Origin of the sequence: Chryseobacterium carnipullorum (assembly GCF_900142785.1) — a bacterium.
Classification (GTDB): domain Bacteria; phylum Bacteroidota; class Bacteroidia; order Flavobacteriales; family Weeksellaceae; genus Chryseobacterium; species Chryseobacterium carnipullorum.
Window position 1 is genome coordinate 1 of sequence record NZ_FRCD01000011.1, and the last position, 16,502, is coordinate 16,502.

Annotated in this window: 17 protein-coding genes and 1 other RNA gene; 16 read left to right on the forward strand and 2 right to left on the reverse strand. The window is 36.8% G+C overall.

All coding sequences use genetic code 11. The features are described from left to right. Positions 1-94: 94 nt before the first annotated feature. A complete protein-coding gene (locus BUC06_RS13060; RefSeq protein ID WP_073334461.1) occupies positions 95-409 on the reverse strand; it encodes a DUF4286 family protein in 315 nt (104 codons plus the stop codon). Positions 410-557: 148 nt separating this feature from the next. Here BUC06_RS13060 and gyrA point away from each other — a divergent pair, with 148 nt between their 5' ends. The 7 genes from gyrA to BUC06_RS13090 all read left to right on the forward strand — a co-directional run bounded on the left by gyrA (position 558) and on the right by BUC06_RS13090 (position 7,676). Further along, on the forward strand, positions 558-3,146 hold the full coding sequence (gyrA, locus tag BUC06_RS13065) for a DNA gyrase subunit A (RefSeq protein ID WP_073334462.1): 2,589 nt from the start codon (positions 558-560) through the stop codon (positions 3,144-3,146). Positions 3,147-3,174: 28 nt separating this feature from the next. Then, a complete protein-coding gene (locus tag BUC06_RS13070; RefSeq protein ID WP_073334463.1) occupies positions 3,175-4,200 on the forward strand; it encodes a tetratricopeptide repeat protein in 1,026 nt (341 codons plus the stop codon). Between the two features lie 161 nt (positions 4,201-4,361). Then, positions 4,362-5,198: a 1,4-dihydroxy-2-naphthoyl-CoA synthase gene (locus BUC06_RS13075; RefSeq protein ID WP_034725441.1), complete on the forward strand. Its 837-nt coding sequence runs from the start codon at positions 4,362-4,364 to the stop codon at positions 5,196-5,198. Positions 5,199-5,285: 87 nt separating this feature from the next. After that, positions 5,286-6,215, forward strand: coding sequence for a 1,4-dihydroxy-2-naphthoate octaprenyltransferase (gene menA, locus BUC06_RS13080; protein ID WP_073334464.1), 930 nt, complete (start codon positions 5,286-5,288; stop codon positions 6,213-6,215). An 11-nt stretch (positions 6,216-6,226) separates the two neighbouring features. Beyond that, positions 6,227-6,673, forward strand: a complete 447-nt coding sequence (locus BUC06_RS13085; protein ID WP_073334465.1) for an SRPBCC family protein — start codon at positions 6,227-6,229, stop codon at positions 6,671-6,673. A 7-nt stretch (positions 6,674-6,680) separates the two neighbouring features. Next, on the forward strand, positions 6,681-6,971 hold the full coding sequence (locus BUC06_RS23575; protein ID WP_139263357.1) for a hypothetical protein: 291 nt from the start codon (positions 6,681-6,683) through the stop codon (positions 6,969-6,971). A gap of 18 nt (positions 6,972-6,989) precedes the next feature. Next, the gene (locus BUC06_RS13090) at positions 6,990-7,676 is read left to right on the forward strand and encodes a metal-dependent hydrolase (protein WP_073334466.1); all 687 of its coding nucleotides are present in this window, start codon (positions 6,990-6,992) and stop codon (positions 7,674-7,676) included. A 105-nt stretch (positions 7,677-7,781) separates the two neighbouring features. Here the strand turns inward: BUC06_RS13090 and ffs are convergent. Then, positions 7,782-7,879, reverse strand: an RNA gene (ffs, locus tag BUC06_RS13095) — signal recognition particle sRNA small type. Positions 7,880-8,009: 130 nt separating this feature from the next. Between ffs and BUC06_RS13100 the strand changes: the two genes are divergently transcribed. The 9 genes from BUC06_RS13100 (at position 8,010) to kdsB (ending at position 16,426) form a co-directional block, all read left to right on the forward strand. Next, positions 8,010-8,609, forward strand: coding sequence for a DUF4199 domain-containing protein (locus BUC06_RS13100; protein ID WP_073334467.1), 600 nt, complete (start codon positions 8,010-8,012; stop codon positions 8,607-8,609). A 16-nt stretch (positions 8,610-8,625) separates the two neighbouring features. Next, positions 8,626-9,576: a glycosyltransferase family 2 protein gene (locus tag BUC06_RS13105; protein ID WP_073334468.1), complete on the forward strand. Its 951-nt coding sequence runs from the start codon at positions 8,626-8,628 to the stop codon at positions 9,574-9,576. Between the two features lie 2 nt (positions 9,577-9,578). Next, positions 9,579-9,971 carry a hypothetical protein gene (locus BUC06_RS13110; protein WP_073334469.1) on the forward strand — a complete coding sequence of 131 codons (393 nt, stop codon included), beginning with the start codon at positions 9,579-9,581 and terminating at the stop codon, positions 9,969-9,971. Between the two features lie 849 nt (positions 9,972-10,820). Beyond that, entirely contained in the window at positions 10,821-11,522 is a 702-nt protein-coding gene (locus BUC06_RS13115) for a GIN domain-containing protein (RefSeq protein WP_073334470.1), read from the forward strand. Positions 11,523-11,784: 262 nt separating this feature from the next. Continuing rightward, the gene (locus tag BUC06_RS13125; RefSeq protein ID WP_073334472.1) at positions 11,785-13,500 is read left to right on the forward strand and encodes a phospho-sugar mutase; all 1,716 of its coding nucleotides are present in this window, start codon (positions 11,785-11,787) and stop codon (positions 13,498-13,500) included. 119 nt (positions 13,501-13,619) lie between these two features. After that, entirely contained in the window at positions 13,620-13,958 is a 339-nt protein-coding gene (locus BUC06_RS13130) for an outer membrane protein assembly factor BamD (RefSeq protein WP_073334473.1), read from the forward strand. 26 nt (positions 13,959-13,984) lie between these two features. Next, on the forward strand, positions 13,985-15,238 hold the full coding sequence (locus BUC06_RS13135; protein ID WP_073334474.1) for a pyridoxal phosphate-dependent aminotransferase: 1,254 nt from the start codon (positions 13,985-13,987) through the stop codon (positions 15,236-15,238). Between the two features lie 42 nt (positions 15,239-15,280). Then, on the forward strand, positions 15,281-15,637 hold the full coding sequence (locus BUC06_RS13140; RefSeq protein WP_073334475.1) for a four helix bundle protein: 357 nt from the start codon (positions 15,281-15,283) through the stop codon (positions 15,635-15,637). A 66-nt stretch (positions 15,638-15,703) separates the two neighbouring features. Next, positions 15,704-16,426 (forward strand): 3-deoxy-manno-octulosonate cytidylyltransferase, encoded by a 723-nt coding sequence (gene kdsB, locus BUC06_RS13145; RefSeq protein ID WP_073334476.1) that lies wholly within the window; start codon positions 15,704-15,706, stop codon positions 16,424-16,426. The last annotated feature ends 76 nt before the right edge of the window (positions 16,427-16,502 follow it).

Below are 16,502 nucleotides of genomic sequence, written 5' to 3' on the forward strand. Positions count from 1 at the left end.
TTATAAAAACAAAAACCAAAGCAAAAACAAATTTGCTCTGGTTTAATTATTTATTTTTGTCCTTTAATCTGTATCAGATTTTCAGGACTAGTCATTAAAATCTGGATTTCTTAGGATTCAGGAATGTATTGAAGATCATGACTTCCGTTCCGAATTTTTTCTCAACCCTTTCTGCGATATTCAGCATCTCACTTTTGATGAAATCCTCTCTGAGTTCTTCATTATCAAAAATCAGAAGAAGATTGTAATTCTTACCCTCATCAATATAATCAGTGTGCACGTCAGAAAGAATATATTTATTGACATCCATCAGGTTTTCAGCCATCTGGATCAGTGTTTCGTCAATATAATTTTCCCATTCTTCAATATTGTTTTTAGTACAATGGAAAGTTATACTCAATAAGCTCATATTTTATGAATTTTTAAGATTTTCTGGATAAATTCTAGCACAAAAATCGGTAAAAATTTCGTAAATTAGCCCGTTAATAAAAATTGGAAATAAATAATTTTCAGACGCACAGCTAAGGGTCTGACTGTCATTATAATAAAATTTGTTTATGCAAAAAGAAGGAGAAAGACTGATTCCTATCAACATTGTTGATGAAATGAAATCGTCTTATATCGATTATTCGATGTCGGTTATCGTTTCAAGAGCGTTGCCGGATGTAAGAGACGGCCTGAAGCCCGTTCATAGAAGAGTACTTTATGGTATGTATGGATTAGGGGTTTTTTCTAATAGGAAATATTTGAAATCGGCCAGAATTGTTGGGGATGTTTTAGGTAAATACCACCCGCATGGAGACTCTTCTGTTTATGATGCAATGGTAAGAATGGCTCAGCCTTGGAGCTTACGTTATCCTCAGGTAGACGGACAGGGTAACTTCGGTTCAATGGACGGAGACCCGCCTGCAGCAATGCGTTATACAGAAGCAAGACTGAAAAAAATATCGGATGATATTCTTGCCGATTTAGATAAGGAAACTGTTGATTTTCAAAATAACTTTGACGACAGTTTGACGGAACCCACCGTTATGCCTACTAAAATTCCAAATCTTCTGGTCAACGGAACATCTGGGATCGCTGTGGGGATGGCAACCAATATGGCACCTCACAACTTATCAGAATCTGTAGATGCTATTTCGGCGTATATCGATAATAAAGATATTACCATCGATGAATTAATGCAGCATATTACAGCTCCGGATTTCCCTACAGGAGGGATAATCTATGGCTATGACGGAGTAAGAGATGCTTTCCATACGGGAAGAGGAAGAGTGGTGTTAAGAGCAAAAGTCAATTTCGAAGAAATTGGAAACAGAAATGCGATTATCGTTACTGAAGTTCCTTTCCAGGTAAATAAGGCTGACATGATTGCCAGAACAGCTGAACTTGTTAAGGATGATAAAATTGTAGGTATTCACGAGATCAGAGACGAATCGGACAGAAATGGTCTGCGTGTCGTATATGAACTTAAAAATGATGCGATTCCTAACGTTGTCCTGAACCTGTTATATAAATATACAGCACTTCAGACTTCTTTCAGTGTTAACAACATTGCTTTGGTAAAAGGAAGACCTGAACAGCTGAATTTAAAAGATATCATTCATCATTTTGTAGAGCACAGACACGAAGTTATTGTAAGAAGAACTCATTTTGAGCTTAAGAAAGCAAAAGAAAGAGCACATATCTTAGAAGGTTTCATGAAAGTGATCGGAGCTCAGGATTCATTAGACAGGGCAATCTCCATCATCCGTCACAGTGCAAACCCTCAGGGTGCAAAAGAAGGATTGATCGAGGCATTTGATCTTTCTGAAATTCAGGCTCAGGCTATCCTTGATTTAAGGTTAGCACGTCTTACAGGAATGGAACTTGACAAGATCCGTGATGAATATGACGCGATCATGAAAGAGATCATGAACTTGGAAGATATCTTGGCTAATGAACCTAGAAGATTCGAAATCATCAAAGAAGAACTGGCTGAAATTAAAGAAAAATATGGTGATGAAAGAAGAACTGCCATTGACTATTCAGGAGGAGAAATGTCTATTGAAGATATTATCCCGAATGAAGCAGTGGTTCTTACGATTTCACACGCAGGATATGTTAAGAGAACTTCCCTTTCTGAATACAAAATTCAGAGCAGAGGTGGAGTAGGAAACAGAGCAGCGACAACAAGGGATGAAGATTTCCTTGAATATATCGTATCTGCGACCAACCATCAGTACATGTTGTTCTTCACAGAAAAAGGAAGATGTTATTGGTTAAGAGTATTTGAAATTCCTGAAGGATCTAAGACTTCAAAAGGAAGAGCAGTACAAAACCTGATCAATATCGAACAGGATGATAAGATCAAAGCGTATATCAGAACCAATAACCTGAAGGATGCTGAGTATGTCAATCAGATGAGCGTAGTAATGGTAACCAAGAATGGAACCATCAAGAAAACGTCTCTTGAAGCGTATTCAAGACCAAGAGTGAATGGGGTGAACGCTATTGAAATCCGAGATAATGACCAGTTGTTAGGAGCTTACTTAACCAACGGAACGTCTCAGATTATGATTGCTACTAAAAATGGTAAATGTATCCGTTTCCCTGAAGAAAAAGTAAGAGAGGTAGGGAGAGGATCTATTGGGGTACGTGGGATCACGATGGATGAGAATGATGAGGCAATTGGTATGATTGTTGTGAATGATGTGGACAAAGAAACAGTTCTTGTCGTTTCTGAAAAAGGATACGGAAAAAGAACTGCCGTAGAAGATTACAGAATTACCAACAGAGGAGGAAAAGGAGTTATTACGCTAAACATTACCGAAAAAACAGGAAATCTGATTGCTATTCAGAATGTGACAGACGAAGACGGATTGATGATCATCAATAAGTCCGGTGTTGCCATCAGAATGAATATGGATGAAATGAGAGTAATGGGAAGAAATACCCAGGGAGTAAAAATGATCAATCTTAAGAAAAATGACGAAATTGCAGCCATTGCAAAAGTAGAAATGGATAAAGATGTGGTAGAGGAAGATTCTGAAGAAAATGAAGAAGGAACGGTGATTGCAACTGATAACCAGGAAGACAATATAACACCTCAGGCTGAACAGGATACTCAGGCAGAGGAAAATGAGGGTTCTGATTCTGAAGAATAAAATGTACAATTAATATAATATAGTTATTATGAAGAAACTCATTTTAGGTATAGCAATCGTGGCTTCTGCTTTCGTTTTCGGACAGAAGGGTGATGTGAATGCCAAATTGCAGGAAACGAACAAAGCAGCAATGGATGCGTATAATGCAAAAAACTACACTGTTGCCGCCCCTAAGTTTTTAGAAGTTTATAACTTACTGAAAACAAGCGGACAGGATGATAAGATATACATGTATTATGCAGGATTAAGTTATGCTTTGGCCAATAACACCGAAGAATCCATCAAAATATATACAGATCTTATTAATTCCGGTTTTACAGGTGTTCAGACAAATTATACTGCAAAAGAGAAGAAAACCGGACAAGTAGTACCTTTGGATAAAGCTACCTGGGAGTTGATGAAGAAGAATGCTGATTATTCAGATTTCAAAACTGAACAGACAGCAAGTGTTGAACCGGATCTATATGAAACGTTAACGACATTGCTTCTTAATGCAAAGAAATCTAATGAAGCATTAGTGATCATTGAAAAAGGATTGGCAAAATATCCGAATAATGCTAAACTTAAAGAAGCTCAGGCTACCGCTTACTATGATTCTGGAAACACAGAAAAATTCATTGGAGCATTGAAAGAGCAGTTGGCTAAAAATCCTAATGATGCTACCAACTGGTATAATCTTGGAGTTATGCAGTCTAAAAACCCTGCTACAGTAGAAGATGCCATTGCTTCATTCAAAAAAGCAATCGAGATTAAACCAGATTTCGATAATGCGTATCAAAACCTTGTGTATGCAGTGGTTGGGGATGATTCTAAAATAGTAGCTCAGATTAATGCTTCAAGAAAAGATAAGCCGGATGAAGCTACTAAACTGATCGATGCAAGAAGAGAAAGATTTAGTAAAGCACTTCCATATGCTGAAGGTTGGTACAAAGCGGCACCAGAAAATCTTGATGCGCTTACTGCACTAAAAGAAATCTATATTGTCACAAAAAATATGGATAAAATTAAAGATTTAAAAGCTAAAGAAGCTGAGCTTAAAGCAAAAGCGAAATAGTATTTCTTTAATTGAATAATAAATGAAAACCGGAGCAGAAATGTTCCGGTTTTTTGTTTTTTTAATCGAAAATACAATACGCTCCTCTACAGCGATTATAGTTAAATTTCACTGTAAAAATTCTAAGCAATTCCGTATCTTTGAGAAAAATTTTTTACAAGATGATAGAGTGGAAAACCGTCAAAGAATACGAAGATATTACCTATAAAAAATGTAATGGTGTAGCAAGAATTGCTTTCAACAGACCTGAGCTTAGAAATGCTTTTCGTCCAAAAACAACTTCCGAATTATACGATGCTTTTTATGACGCCTCTGAAGACTCTTCAATAGGGGTTGTTTTGCTTACCGGAGAAGGGCCAAGTCCCAAGGACGGAGGTTGGGCTTTTTGCAGCGGAGGAGATCAGAAAGCGAGAGGACATCAGGGATATGTGGGAGAAGATGGAAGACATCGTTTAAATATTCTGGAAGTTCAGCGTTTAATCCGTTTCATGCCAAAAGTTGTTATCGCGGTGGTTCCGGGATGGGCTGTTGGTGGCGGACATTCACTTCATGTAGTTTGCGATCTTACGTTAGCAAGTAAGGAACACGCCATTTTCAAGCAGACTGATGCAGATGTTACAAGTTTTGACGGGGGGTACGGTTCTGCTTACCTTGCTAAAATGGTAGGGCAGAAAAAAGCCCGTGAAATATTCTTTTTAGGTAGAAATTATTCTGCTCAGGAAGCGATGGACATGGGAATGGTCAATGCGGTGATTCCACATGCAGAATTAGAAGATACAGCGTATGAATGGGCTCAGGAAATTTTAGCCAAATCTCCATTATCTATCAGAATGCTGAAATTTGCCATGAATCTTACCGACGATGGAATGGTAGGGCAGCAGGTATTTGCAGGAGAGGCAACCCGTTTGGCTTACATGACAGAAGAAGCGCAGGAAGGAAGAAATGCATTCCTTGAAAAAAGAAAACCGGACTTCGGAGAAAATCAGTGGATCTCTTAAGACTGTATTAAAATACAAAGTAAAATGTATTAATAATATGCATTACACTTTTACATTGTACATCGTACATTTTACATTATACAAATTATGACTGATTGGATAAAGGCCGCAAGGCTAAGAACTTTACCGCTTTCATTAAGCGGAATTATTATGGGGGCTTTCATCGCAAAATGGAGGCTTTACCGCGAGGGTGGAACGTGGGACTGGAGAATTTTTGCTCTGGCACTTTTAGTGACGCTTTTATATCAGATTTTATCAAACTATGCCAATGACTACGGAGACGGTGTCAAAGGAACCGACGCCAAAAGAATCAATGAAGCAGAGTCAAGGGCAGTAGCTTCAGGAAAGATTACAGCTAAGCAGATGAAAAATGCAGTCATTCTTTTCTCTGTACTGTCATTTATAGCTACCGTTGGACTTCTATATGTGGCATTTTTTCCTGATTTTATGAAAGAATTTTATACTTTCATCGGATTGGGTATTGCCTGTATTTTAGCAGCAATAGGATATACCGTAGGAAAAAAGCCTTACGGATACATGGGATTGGGAGATCTTTTTGTGTTTGTATTTTTCGGACTGGTTTCCGTGTGCGGGAGCTATTTTCTGTTTACAAAAACTTTCAGCTGGGATATGCTACTTCCCGGAACAGCTATCGGAATGATGAGTATGGCAGTTTTAAACCTTAACAATATGAGGGATATTGAAAGTGACAGATTATCCGGAAAAAAAAGTTTAGCCCTGAGAATAGGCTTTAAAAATGCCATGATCTACGAAATGATTTTACTGCAGCTTCCGTTGATCTTCATCCTTATGTTTTTAGGAATGAACGGTTTCATACAGGCTCAGAATTATTACGTTTTTATTGTGATGATCCTTCTTTTACCACTAATGAAGTTGAGAAGAAAAATAATGACGGTGAAAGAACCTAAGGAATTAGATCAGTACTTGAAACAAGTGGGTATCATGACCTTTGTAATGGCAGTTCTTACAGCGTTTGGACTTAATTTTTTTAACTAAATAATATCCTGATGAGTGCAAATGTCTACGTTGAAGCTCAGATGCTTATCAGAAAACCAGTGGAAGAGGTTTTTGAAGCATTCATCAATCCTGAAATAACCACTCAGTTCTGGTTTACAAAATCTACCGGAAAACTGGAAGAAAATAAAACAGTAACCTGGGAATGGGAAATGTATGGTGCAAAATCCAAGGTAAATGTTTTAAAGATTATTCCCAATCAGTTGATCAAAACAGAGTGGGGAGATCCTGCTGTAAACGTAGACTATGAATTCAAAAAAATGGAGCAAGGCACTCTCGTTGTTATTAAAAGCTATGGTTTTGCCCAGACAGGCCAGGACCTTCTCAAAGTGATGAATGACAATACAGGTGGGTTTACAACAGTTCTCGACGGTTGTAAGGCGTATCTGGAATATGGAATCAGATTGAATCTGATCGGGGATAAATTTCCACAGAAATAAACGATAAATGAAAAATGTAGTATATAAGGCAACTTCTTGTTTATCTGTTATTCTTACTTTAATTCTCATGTACGATTTGATCAGAGAATTACGCGAAGGGATGTCGGTTTCTGATATCAATTTTCTTCCGTTTTTAACCTCTTTAATAGTCGTTGCCAATGGAGTGCTGGCTTTTTTGCTATTGATAGGAAAAATTAAGCCTCAAAAACATTTATTAATTCTTCAGATCTTTGTCATAATACCTACGTGCTTACTGTTGTATCAGATTTTATTCAACTCAACAGTTTCATGTACTTAATAAAAAAATCAATTAAAAATGAAAATACAATTTTTAGGACAAAACTGTTTTTTGTTTACATACAAAAACAAAACAATTTTAAGTGATCCTTTTTACAATTACAAAAAAGCGGAATCAGGCTTTGATATAGCCGCTCAGAAGATCGACTATATCTTGTTGACTCACGCGCATGGCGATCATATCGCTGATGTGGAAGAAGTATTACAGTTTCACCCGGAAGCTACCATTATTGCAGTTCCGGAAATCTGTGCGTACTTTAAAACAGCAAAGAACAAAGATGATGTGAACTTAGGAGGATCGGCAAAAATCGACGATCTTAAAATTTCCATGGTACCGGCTCATCATACGAGTTCATTCCCTGATGGGAGCTACGGAGGTGTTCCTGTAGGATATATTTTCAGACTTCCTGAAGGGAAGAACATCTATATGGCCGGAGATACCGGAGTAATGGCGGATATGGAGCTGTTTCCAAGGCTTTTCGGGAATATTGACCTGTCTATCCTTCCTGTTGGAAGCCACTATACCATGTGCCCTAGAAAAGCCGCTTTTGCAGCAGCAGAATTATTGAAGACCCCGAAAGTGATCGGATGTCATTTTGATACTTTCCCTGCTATTGAGATTAATCATGAAAGTGCATTGAAGCATTTTGCTGATAAAAATGTAGAACTTGTTCTGCCTAAACTGGGAGAGGAGTTTGAATTTTAAATAAAGAATGAAGGGTAATTTGAAAATGAAAATGAGTATGTTGAAAAGTATAGAAACAAAAAAAGATAATCTTCCAATTACCTTACTTCAACTTAAAATAAAAAAAAATGGCAAGCTACCTAAATCACACCGCTACGACCAATTACCTTTGCTGCGTTCCCACCCTGGAGGATTCTCAGGAGCTGGTTGTTTAGGACTTGCCGTTGCAAAGGTAGGAATAATTTATAAACTTCAAAATATTATTAAAGAAAATTAGTCGAAAAAATGCAGTATTTAAGCTAAATAGCTGGAATTTAGAGCAATAATTTTTCAACTTTTTTTAAAAAATCTAACATGACGAAAAGTCCATCAACATTAGGAATTATACTTTTTATCGCTACAATGATCATTTTTTTTGTAGCCTATTACTTTTTCTCGGGAATCAGTTATTTTGATACTTCGCTGAAAATCAATGCTTTTATTCTCCCGATTGTCTATGCGGGAGGCGCTTTCTGGTCCGTGAAAACTTTCTGGAACAAAAATAGAGTGGTGCGTTTTAAAGATGCGTTTTCGAGAGCGTTTGTTCCGATGTTTATCGGAGGAATTCTTTCCATCTTCAGCATCTATGCTTTCCTGAACTTTGTAGATCCGGAGGCAAAAAAACTACTGAACTACCAGTATGTGCAGAGACAAAAAACCGAATTAGATTCTGAGTATCAGTCTGCAAGAAAGATCATGAAACATCAGAAAGATATCGACGAATTAGACCAAAAATACAAAGAAAGGCTTCCAAGCTTTTCTCCGGAAGCCATTAAAGGAAAAGATATGCTTACAGCAAGTCATTTTTCAGGATATTTTGCGGCAATCCTTATATTTTACGTAGTTTTGTCAGTGTTTTTTGGAGCGTTTTTCAGAACGAGATCAGTTTACCAGGAAACAGAAAATCAAGAATAATTTTTATTAAAATTAAATGAATTTATCTATAGTTATTCCGTTATTAAACGAAGAGGACTCTTTGGAAGAGCTTTTTTCAAGGATTGATAATGTGTGTTATTCAAACAGATTGTCCTATGAAATCTGGTTTGTAGATGACGGAAGTACAGATCTGTCGTGGAGTATTATTGAAAATATGAAGGTTCAGCACCCTCAGATCCACGCCATAAAATTTTCCAGAAATTATGGAAAATCGCAAGCCCTTCATGCTGCTTTTGAAAGAGCAAACGGAGATGTGGTTATTACCATGGATGCTGATTTACAGGATTTTCCGGAAGAAATTCCTGAGCTTTATAAGATGGTTATTGAAGATAACTATGATATTGTTTCAGGCTGGAAAAAGAAACGTTTTGACAACGTAATGACCAAAAATGTTCCGTCAAAACTATTCAATGCAGCAGCAAGAAAAGTATCAGGAGTGTATCTTCATGATTTCAACTGCGGTTTGAAAGCCTATAAAAAACAGGTGATAAAATCAATTGATGTGTATGGAGATATGCACCGATATATTCCTGTACTGGCTGCCAATGCGGGATTCAGAAGAATTACTGAAAAAGAAGTACAGCATCAGGCAAGGCCTTACGGAACTTCAAAATTCGGAACCGAAAGATTTATCAGAGGATTTCTGGATCTTGTAACGCTTTGGTTTGTAAGCCGGTTCGGAGGAAGGCCAATGCATTTCTTCGGTGCCGTAGGAACGGTTATGTTTATCGTTGGTTTTCTTTCTGCACTTGGGTTAGGAGTTTCAAAACTAATTGATGTCGCAAGAGGAATTTATGGACATCTGATCACCAATAATCCTTGGTTTTTTATTGCTCTCACGATGATGATCATGGGAACACTGCTCTTTATAGCAGGATTCTTAGGTGAAATGATCATCAGGACCAATAGAGAACATAAGAATTATAATATCGATGAAGTAATATAATCATGGAAGAGAAACTACCCAAAATATACTCAAAAAAAGCAATTTTAGGATTTTCAATTTTTCTTTCTACGCTTTTTGGCGGTGTTTTATTATTTCAGAATCTGCTGGATGTCAATAAAAAGAAAGAGGCTTATACGGTACTTGGAATTTCTATTTTAATTACCGCATTGACTATTTTTATTGTCAATATACCGGAGAATCCGAAAAGTTCACTGTCCTATTTATGCGGTATTGCAGGAGGAAGTTTTCTTTCTTATTATTTTGTTCCGAAATATTTTCCGAATGAAGAGCAATATCCAAAGAAAGCGCTATGGAAACCGCTTATCATTGGCGCAGTTATTGTTGTTATTCTTGTTGCACTGATGATCTATTCTGCATCAATTGAAAATTACTAAAATAGGTTTTTGCTCAATACTGTAAAATCCTGATCTATCATAAAATGCCCTAAGGAGTTTTAAACTTTTTGGGGCATTTTTTATTCTGAATTTTTTGAAAGATTAATATCAACGGATTATATTCTAAAATAATTCAGCAAATATAAAGAACAACAAAAGGGTGATAAGCTGGTAAAAAACATAATGATAACCTGTTTTTAGCAGTGTTTTTTACTTATATTTGCTTTGTAATTGATAAGATTGATAACAAAGAATAATGAATTTTCACCCTATATTTTTATCTGTTTTTTCCTGATTTTATTGTCTTCCTGTAAATCGTCAGCTCTTCTGGGATCCTGGGAGTTTATAGATGGGTGTGATGGGAAGCTAACCACAATTGATACGCTGAAGACGAAGAAGAATAATTCCCGATACGGAAAAGGAATGCTGGTATTTGATAGAGATAACTCCTTTATTTCGCCACGAGATAAGGGCAAATAGAGAAGGGTCGATCATAAGTTAAAAATGAAATACAGCGATAATCCTGATACTGTTGTTAAATAAAATTGAATATTGCCGAGCATTTTATCATTGGAACAGTAAGCCTGTTAGGAATTTTAATCCTATTTTTGTTTAATGATATGGTAAGTCTTATCAGTCTGTGGAAACCTGCAGCGGAGATTTGCAATATTTTAGACAAGGCTTTGTTCATTCTTTTCATTCTCTTTCCGGCAGTTACGTATTGGAGTGCATTTAAAAATTCATACTCAAAACTCGGTCTGCTTTGGAGAGTATAGGTACTTTATGTTCTGATGGGAGTAGAAAGTCTTGCCATAATTACGATTTTATATAGAATATTTTAAATTGAATATGAAAAAAATATGGTACACATCCCTGCTGCTGGCGGTGGTTTCCTGCGGAAAAGTTTCTCCGAAAGGAAATATTGAAAGAAAGGACGTGGATGTTTCAGAATTTGTGAATCTGGATCTGGAAGGAAAATTCCGTTTATTTTATGCCAGAGGCGATAAGAATTTTGTGGAAATTGAAACATATCCCAATGTAGCAAGCAATTTGGATGTAGATGTAAAAGACAAGACCCTTTTTATCAAAGAAAAACAAGGAACGAAAGGAGTAGATTTTTATAATGTGACGATTTATTCTAAATATAATCTTGAAAAAGTGGCTGTTGCAGACTCTGTAGAAATGAATATTTCAAGTGAAATTAAGACTGACAATTTTAGGCTTAATTTAAAAAATCACGCTACTTTTATGGGTTCAGTGAACACAAGAAGGGCAGAAGTAGACATGCAGAATAAAAGTCGCGCCAACTTTTTGGGACTGACCAAAAATGCAGTGATAAAGATCTCAGACACAGCCAGTCTGATCGCTCCTTACTGGAAAATAGAAAACCTGAATATCGATTCTAAAAACGGAAACTACGCAGAAGTGAATGTAAAAGATTCTTTAAAAGGACATATTCAGAATACGGCCAAATTTATCTATTATGACAACCCGATTCGTGCCTTTAAAATTGATAAGCAGGCTCGTGTTGAGAATAAAAAATTGGAATAGTTAGAAGGAACATGGAGGAGCGAAGTTATCATAGGCAAAAAAGAAATGAATGCGTTTCAAATTGAGAAATTGATTATCGGGCAAAAATCTATGGATTTTGGACATGCAATTTTTAAGTTGTCACAAATTTCCACCATCTTCAAAGCCTCTATACTCCAAACAAAATAGTTAAAAGAATAATCAAACAAAAGCAGGAAATAAGAATTCGGATCCAGAATTTTTTCCATTTTCAAACTTCCCGCTTCTAAACTTAAATACACATATGACAACATTAGAAAAAGCAAAACTTTGGTTAAGTGATACATTCGATAAAGAAACAAGAGATGCCGTACAAACTTTGATCGACAGCAACTCCACGGATCTGGAAGATTCTTTTTACAGAGAACTTGAATTCGGAACAGGAGGAATGAGAGGGGTCATGGGAGTAGGAACCAACCGCTTAAATAAATATACATTAGGACAGGCTACCCAGGGATTGGCCAATTATATGCTCCAGCAGTTCAAAGGAGAAGAAATCAAAGTGGCCATTGCTTATGACGTACGTCATAATTCAAAAGAATTCGGGAAACTCGTGGCTGATGTTTTAACAGCCAACGGAATTAAAGTATTGCTTTTCAAAGACCACAGACCGACTCCGGAATTGTCATTCACCGTAAGAGACAAAAAATGTAACGGAGGAATTGTATTGACTGCATCGCACAATCCACCTGAATACAACGGTTATAAAGTATACTGGAATGACGGTGCACAAATTGTTCCGCCTCATGATGAAGCGATTATCAATGAAGTATATTCTGTGAAATTTGAAGAAATCAAATTCAATGGAAATGATGATCTGATCGAATGGATCGGAGAAGAGCAGGATGATGTTTATATCGATGCCTGTATTGAAAACTCAACCTACCAGAATGTAGGAAAAGAGAATTTGAATATTGTTTTTACCTCTATCCACGGAACAACCTATACAACGATCCCCAAGGCTTTAGAAAAAGCAGGATTTAAAAAAGTGGATCTGGTGAAAGAACAGATGATTCCAAGCGGTAATTTTACCACAGTAGAATCTCCAAATCCGGAAGAACCTGCAGCATTAGAAATGGCCATGGATCTGGCAAGAATTACCAACGCAGACATCGTGATCGGAACAGATCCTGATGGTGACCGATTGGGAATTGCCGTAAGAAACCTTGACGGTGAAATGCAGCTTCTGAATGGTAATCAGACCAATACCATCCTGACTTACTACATTTTAAATGAATGGAGAAAGCAGGGAAAAATCACAGGAAAAGAGTTCATCGGTTCTACGATTGTCACTTCAGATATTTTCTTTGATATTGCACAGAAATTCGGTGTGGAATGCAAATCTGGACTGACAGGATTCAAATGGATTGGAAAAATGATCCGTGAAGCAGAAGGAACACAAAAATTTGTGTGTGGTGGGGAGGAAAGCTTCGGTTTTATGACCGGGGATTTTGTGCGTGATAAAGATTCATGTGGAAGTATTCTTGTTGCATGTGAAATTGCGGCATGGTGTAAGGCCAATGGAAGAACAATGTATCAGTACATGATTGAAATCTATGAAGATCTTGGGATGTACTATGAAGGCCTGGTCAATATCGTCAGAAAAGGAAAAGAAGGCGCTGAAGAAATTCAGAATATGATGAAAAATTTCCGTGAGAATCCACCGAAAGAACTGGCCGGATCACTGGTAGAAGAAGTAAAGGACTTTAAAGAACAGACCAGTTTCATCGTTTCAAAGAACGAAACAAAAGTAATGAACGACATTCCAAAATCGAATGTATTGATTTATTATACTCAGGACGGAACCAAAGTTTGTGTAAGACCTTCGGGAACGGAACCAAAAATTAAATTTTATATCTCTGTAAAGGATACGGTAACGTCCGAAGCAGATTTTACAGATAAACTGAAATCATTAGAAGCTAAAATCGAGGACGTAAGAAAAGATTTGAAATTAGATTAATTGCAGATCTGTAGAAGATAATAGAAAAGACTTTAGCCGTCTGTATACTCTCTGTACTTGTTTTTTCCTGCAAAAAAGAAGTACAGAAAGTATCGGATACAGAAACAGTCAATGATTCAATGGCTAAAACAGAGGTAAAAGATTACTTGGGAAGAATTAGGGGACAGACTGATGCTTGGGAGAATTTTATGAATAAATTTCCTAAAAGCCCGTTGATAAAGAAAGCGAAAAGAGCATATGATGATTATTTGTTAGATTATATTCTTGGAATGGACAGTTCACCGACTTATGACAGAACAGAAGGGAAATTGATGGATGACACCAAAGAAGAATACAGCAGGATCATAAGAAAATATCCGAATTCGCGGACCGCAAAAAAAGCAAAAGAACTTATAGCAGCTTTTGACGCACATATAGCGGTGGATCAAATAGAAGACAGGATTAATTTGAGAAGATAATATTAGTAAATTTAAATAAAAATAAAGTGAAAGTTTCAAAATTAGCGGCGAACCTGATTGGTTCCGAAATCGTAAAAATTGGTAATGAAGTAAATGATTTAAAAGCAAAAGGAGCGGAGATAGCCAATCTTACTATTGGTGACCTGAATTCTAATCTATATCCTATTCCGGCATTGCTGAAGGAAGAGATTCAGAAAGCGTATCAGAATAATCTGACGAATTATCCGCCAGCCAACGGACTTTTATCTTTAAGAAAAGAAGTTTCCAAAGACCTGAAAAACAGATGGAATCTGGAGTATTCACCGAATGATATTTTAATTACTGCCGGATCCAGACCATTGATCTACGCGGTTTATAAAACGATCGTTGACGAAGGAGATAAAGTAGTATATCCTACACCATCTTGGAACAACAATCACTATGCTTACCTTACTTCTGCAGACGCAGTCGAAGTTAAAACAACTCCTGAAAATAATTTTCTTCCAACAGCAGATGATCTAAGACCTCATTTAGGAGGTGCAGTTTTGCTTGCATTATGTTCACCATTGAACCCAACCGGAACAATGTTTACAAAAGAGCAGCTTTCTGATATCTGCGAACTGGTTCTTGAAGAAAACAAAAAAAGAGGAGAAGACGAAAAACCATTGTACCTGATGTATGATCAGATCTATTCTAACCTTACTTTCGGGGCAGAACACGTAGATCCGGTTTCTCTTTTCCCTGAATTGAAAGAATATACCATTTATATCGACGGAATCTCTAAATGCCTTGCTGCAACAGGAGTACGGGTAGGATGGGGATTCGGTCCTGCTCATATTCTGGATAAAATGAAAGCTCTTCTGACGCACGTTGGAGCATGGGCACCAAAACCTGAACAGGAAGCTACGGCAAAGTTCTATGAAAACCCTGAAAATGTAAACGTTTTCGTAGAAGACTTTAAAGGAAAATTAGAAGAAAGCTTAAAAGTCCTTCACGGAGGAATTCAGGATCTGAAAGGAAAAGGTTTATCTGTAGAAAGCATTGAGCCGATGGGAGCCTTGTATCTTACCATCAGATTGGATTATATCGGAAAAACAAAACCGGACGGATCTGTCATTGAAAATTCTTCTGATTTGGTTTTCTATCTGATTAATGATGCTGGTGTCGCATTGGTACCATTCTCTGCTTTCGGAGAAGCAAAATCTGAACCTTGGTTCCGTGCTTCTGTAGGAGGTTTAGCGGTTGATGAGATCAAAGTAATGCTTCCGAAGCTTGAAAATGCTTTAAACGCTTTAAAATAATGTAGTAAAAAGTTATAAGTTATTAATTATGAGTTATGAGTTATGAGCGAAAGTATTGTAGGTAAGAAGAGCTTTGAATTTGCAGTAAGTATTGTTCATTTTTATAAAAGAATAATTGTTGACAAAAAGGAATTCACACTCTCCAAACAATTGCTACGCTCCGGAACATCAGTCGGTGCCAATATTAGAGAGGCTTTAAATGCTCAAAGCAGAATGGATTTTATCCATAAGCTTTCAATTTCCCAGAAGGAATGCGATGAAACGTTATATTGGCTGGAGCTTTTGTATGCAACAGACTATATTTCTAAAGAAGAATTTGAAGGCTTAAGAACTCAGGCATCAGAATTGTTAAAAATTATCAGGAGTATCATAATAACGACGAAGAATAAAAACTCATAACTCATAATTAATAACTCATAATTAATAACTCATAATTCATAACTTCATAATTTATAACTTTTTACAATGAAAATTATAGCTGTTATTCCGGCACGTTACGAAGCAAGTCGCTTTCCTGCTAAGCTGATGCAGATGCTGGGCGAAAAAACAGTCATCACGACGACCTATCAGAATGTGGTAGAAACAGGACTGTTCGATGAAGTATTTGTTGCAACGGATTCAGAAATTATTTTTGATGAAATCGTGAAAAATGGTGGAAAAGCGGTTATGACCGGACAGCATGAAACAGGAAGCGACCGCATTGCAGAGGCCGTACAAAACATCGACTGTGATATTGTCATCAATGTACAGGGAGATGAGCCTTTTCTTAAATTAGAACCTTTAAAACAGCTCATCGATGTTTTCAAAGAAGATGAAAATCAGGAGATTTCTCTGGCTTCATTAAAAATAAAACTGACAGAGAAAGAAGAAGTTGAAAACCCAAATAATGTAAAAGTGATCACAGATAACAACGGATTTGCCCTTTATTTCAGCCGTTCCGTTATTCCTTTCCACAGAGAGGTTTCGTATGATGTTAGCTATTTTAAACATATCGGAGTCTATGCTTTCAGAAAACATGCGTTACTTCAGTTTTCCAAATTGGAAATGAAACCACTGGAAATATCAGAAAAGATAGAATGTATCCGTTATCTTGAATATGGGATGAAGATCAAATTGATTGAAACCAATTTCATCGGGGTAGGAATCGATACGCCTGAAGATCTTGAAAAAGCAAGAAAATTAATTTAAAAAGGGTACAAATAGGCAAATAAGACAGTTTGTGATCACCGCTTTCTTTGCTTTTGTGACCAATTCCCCTTATATT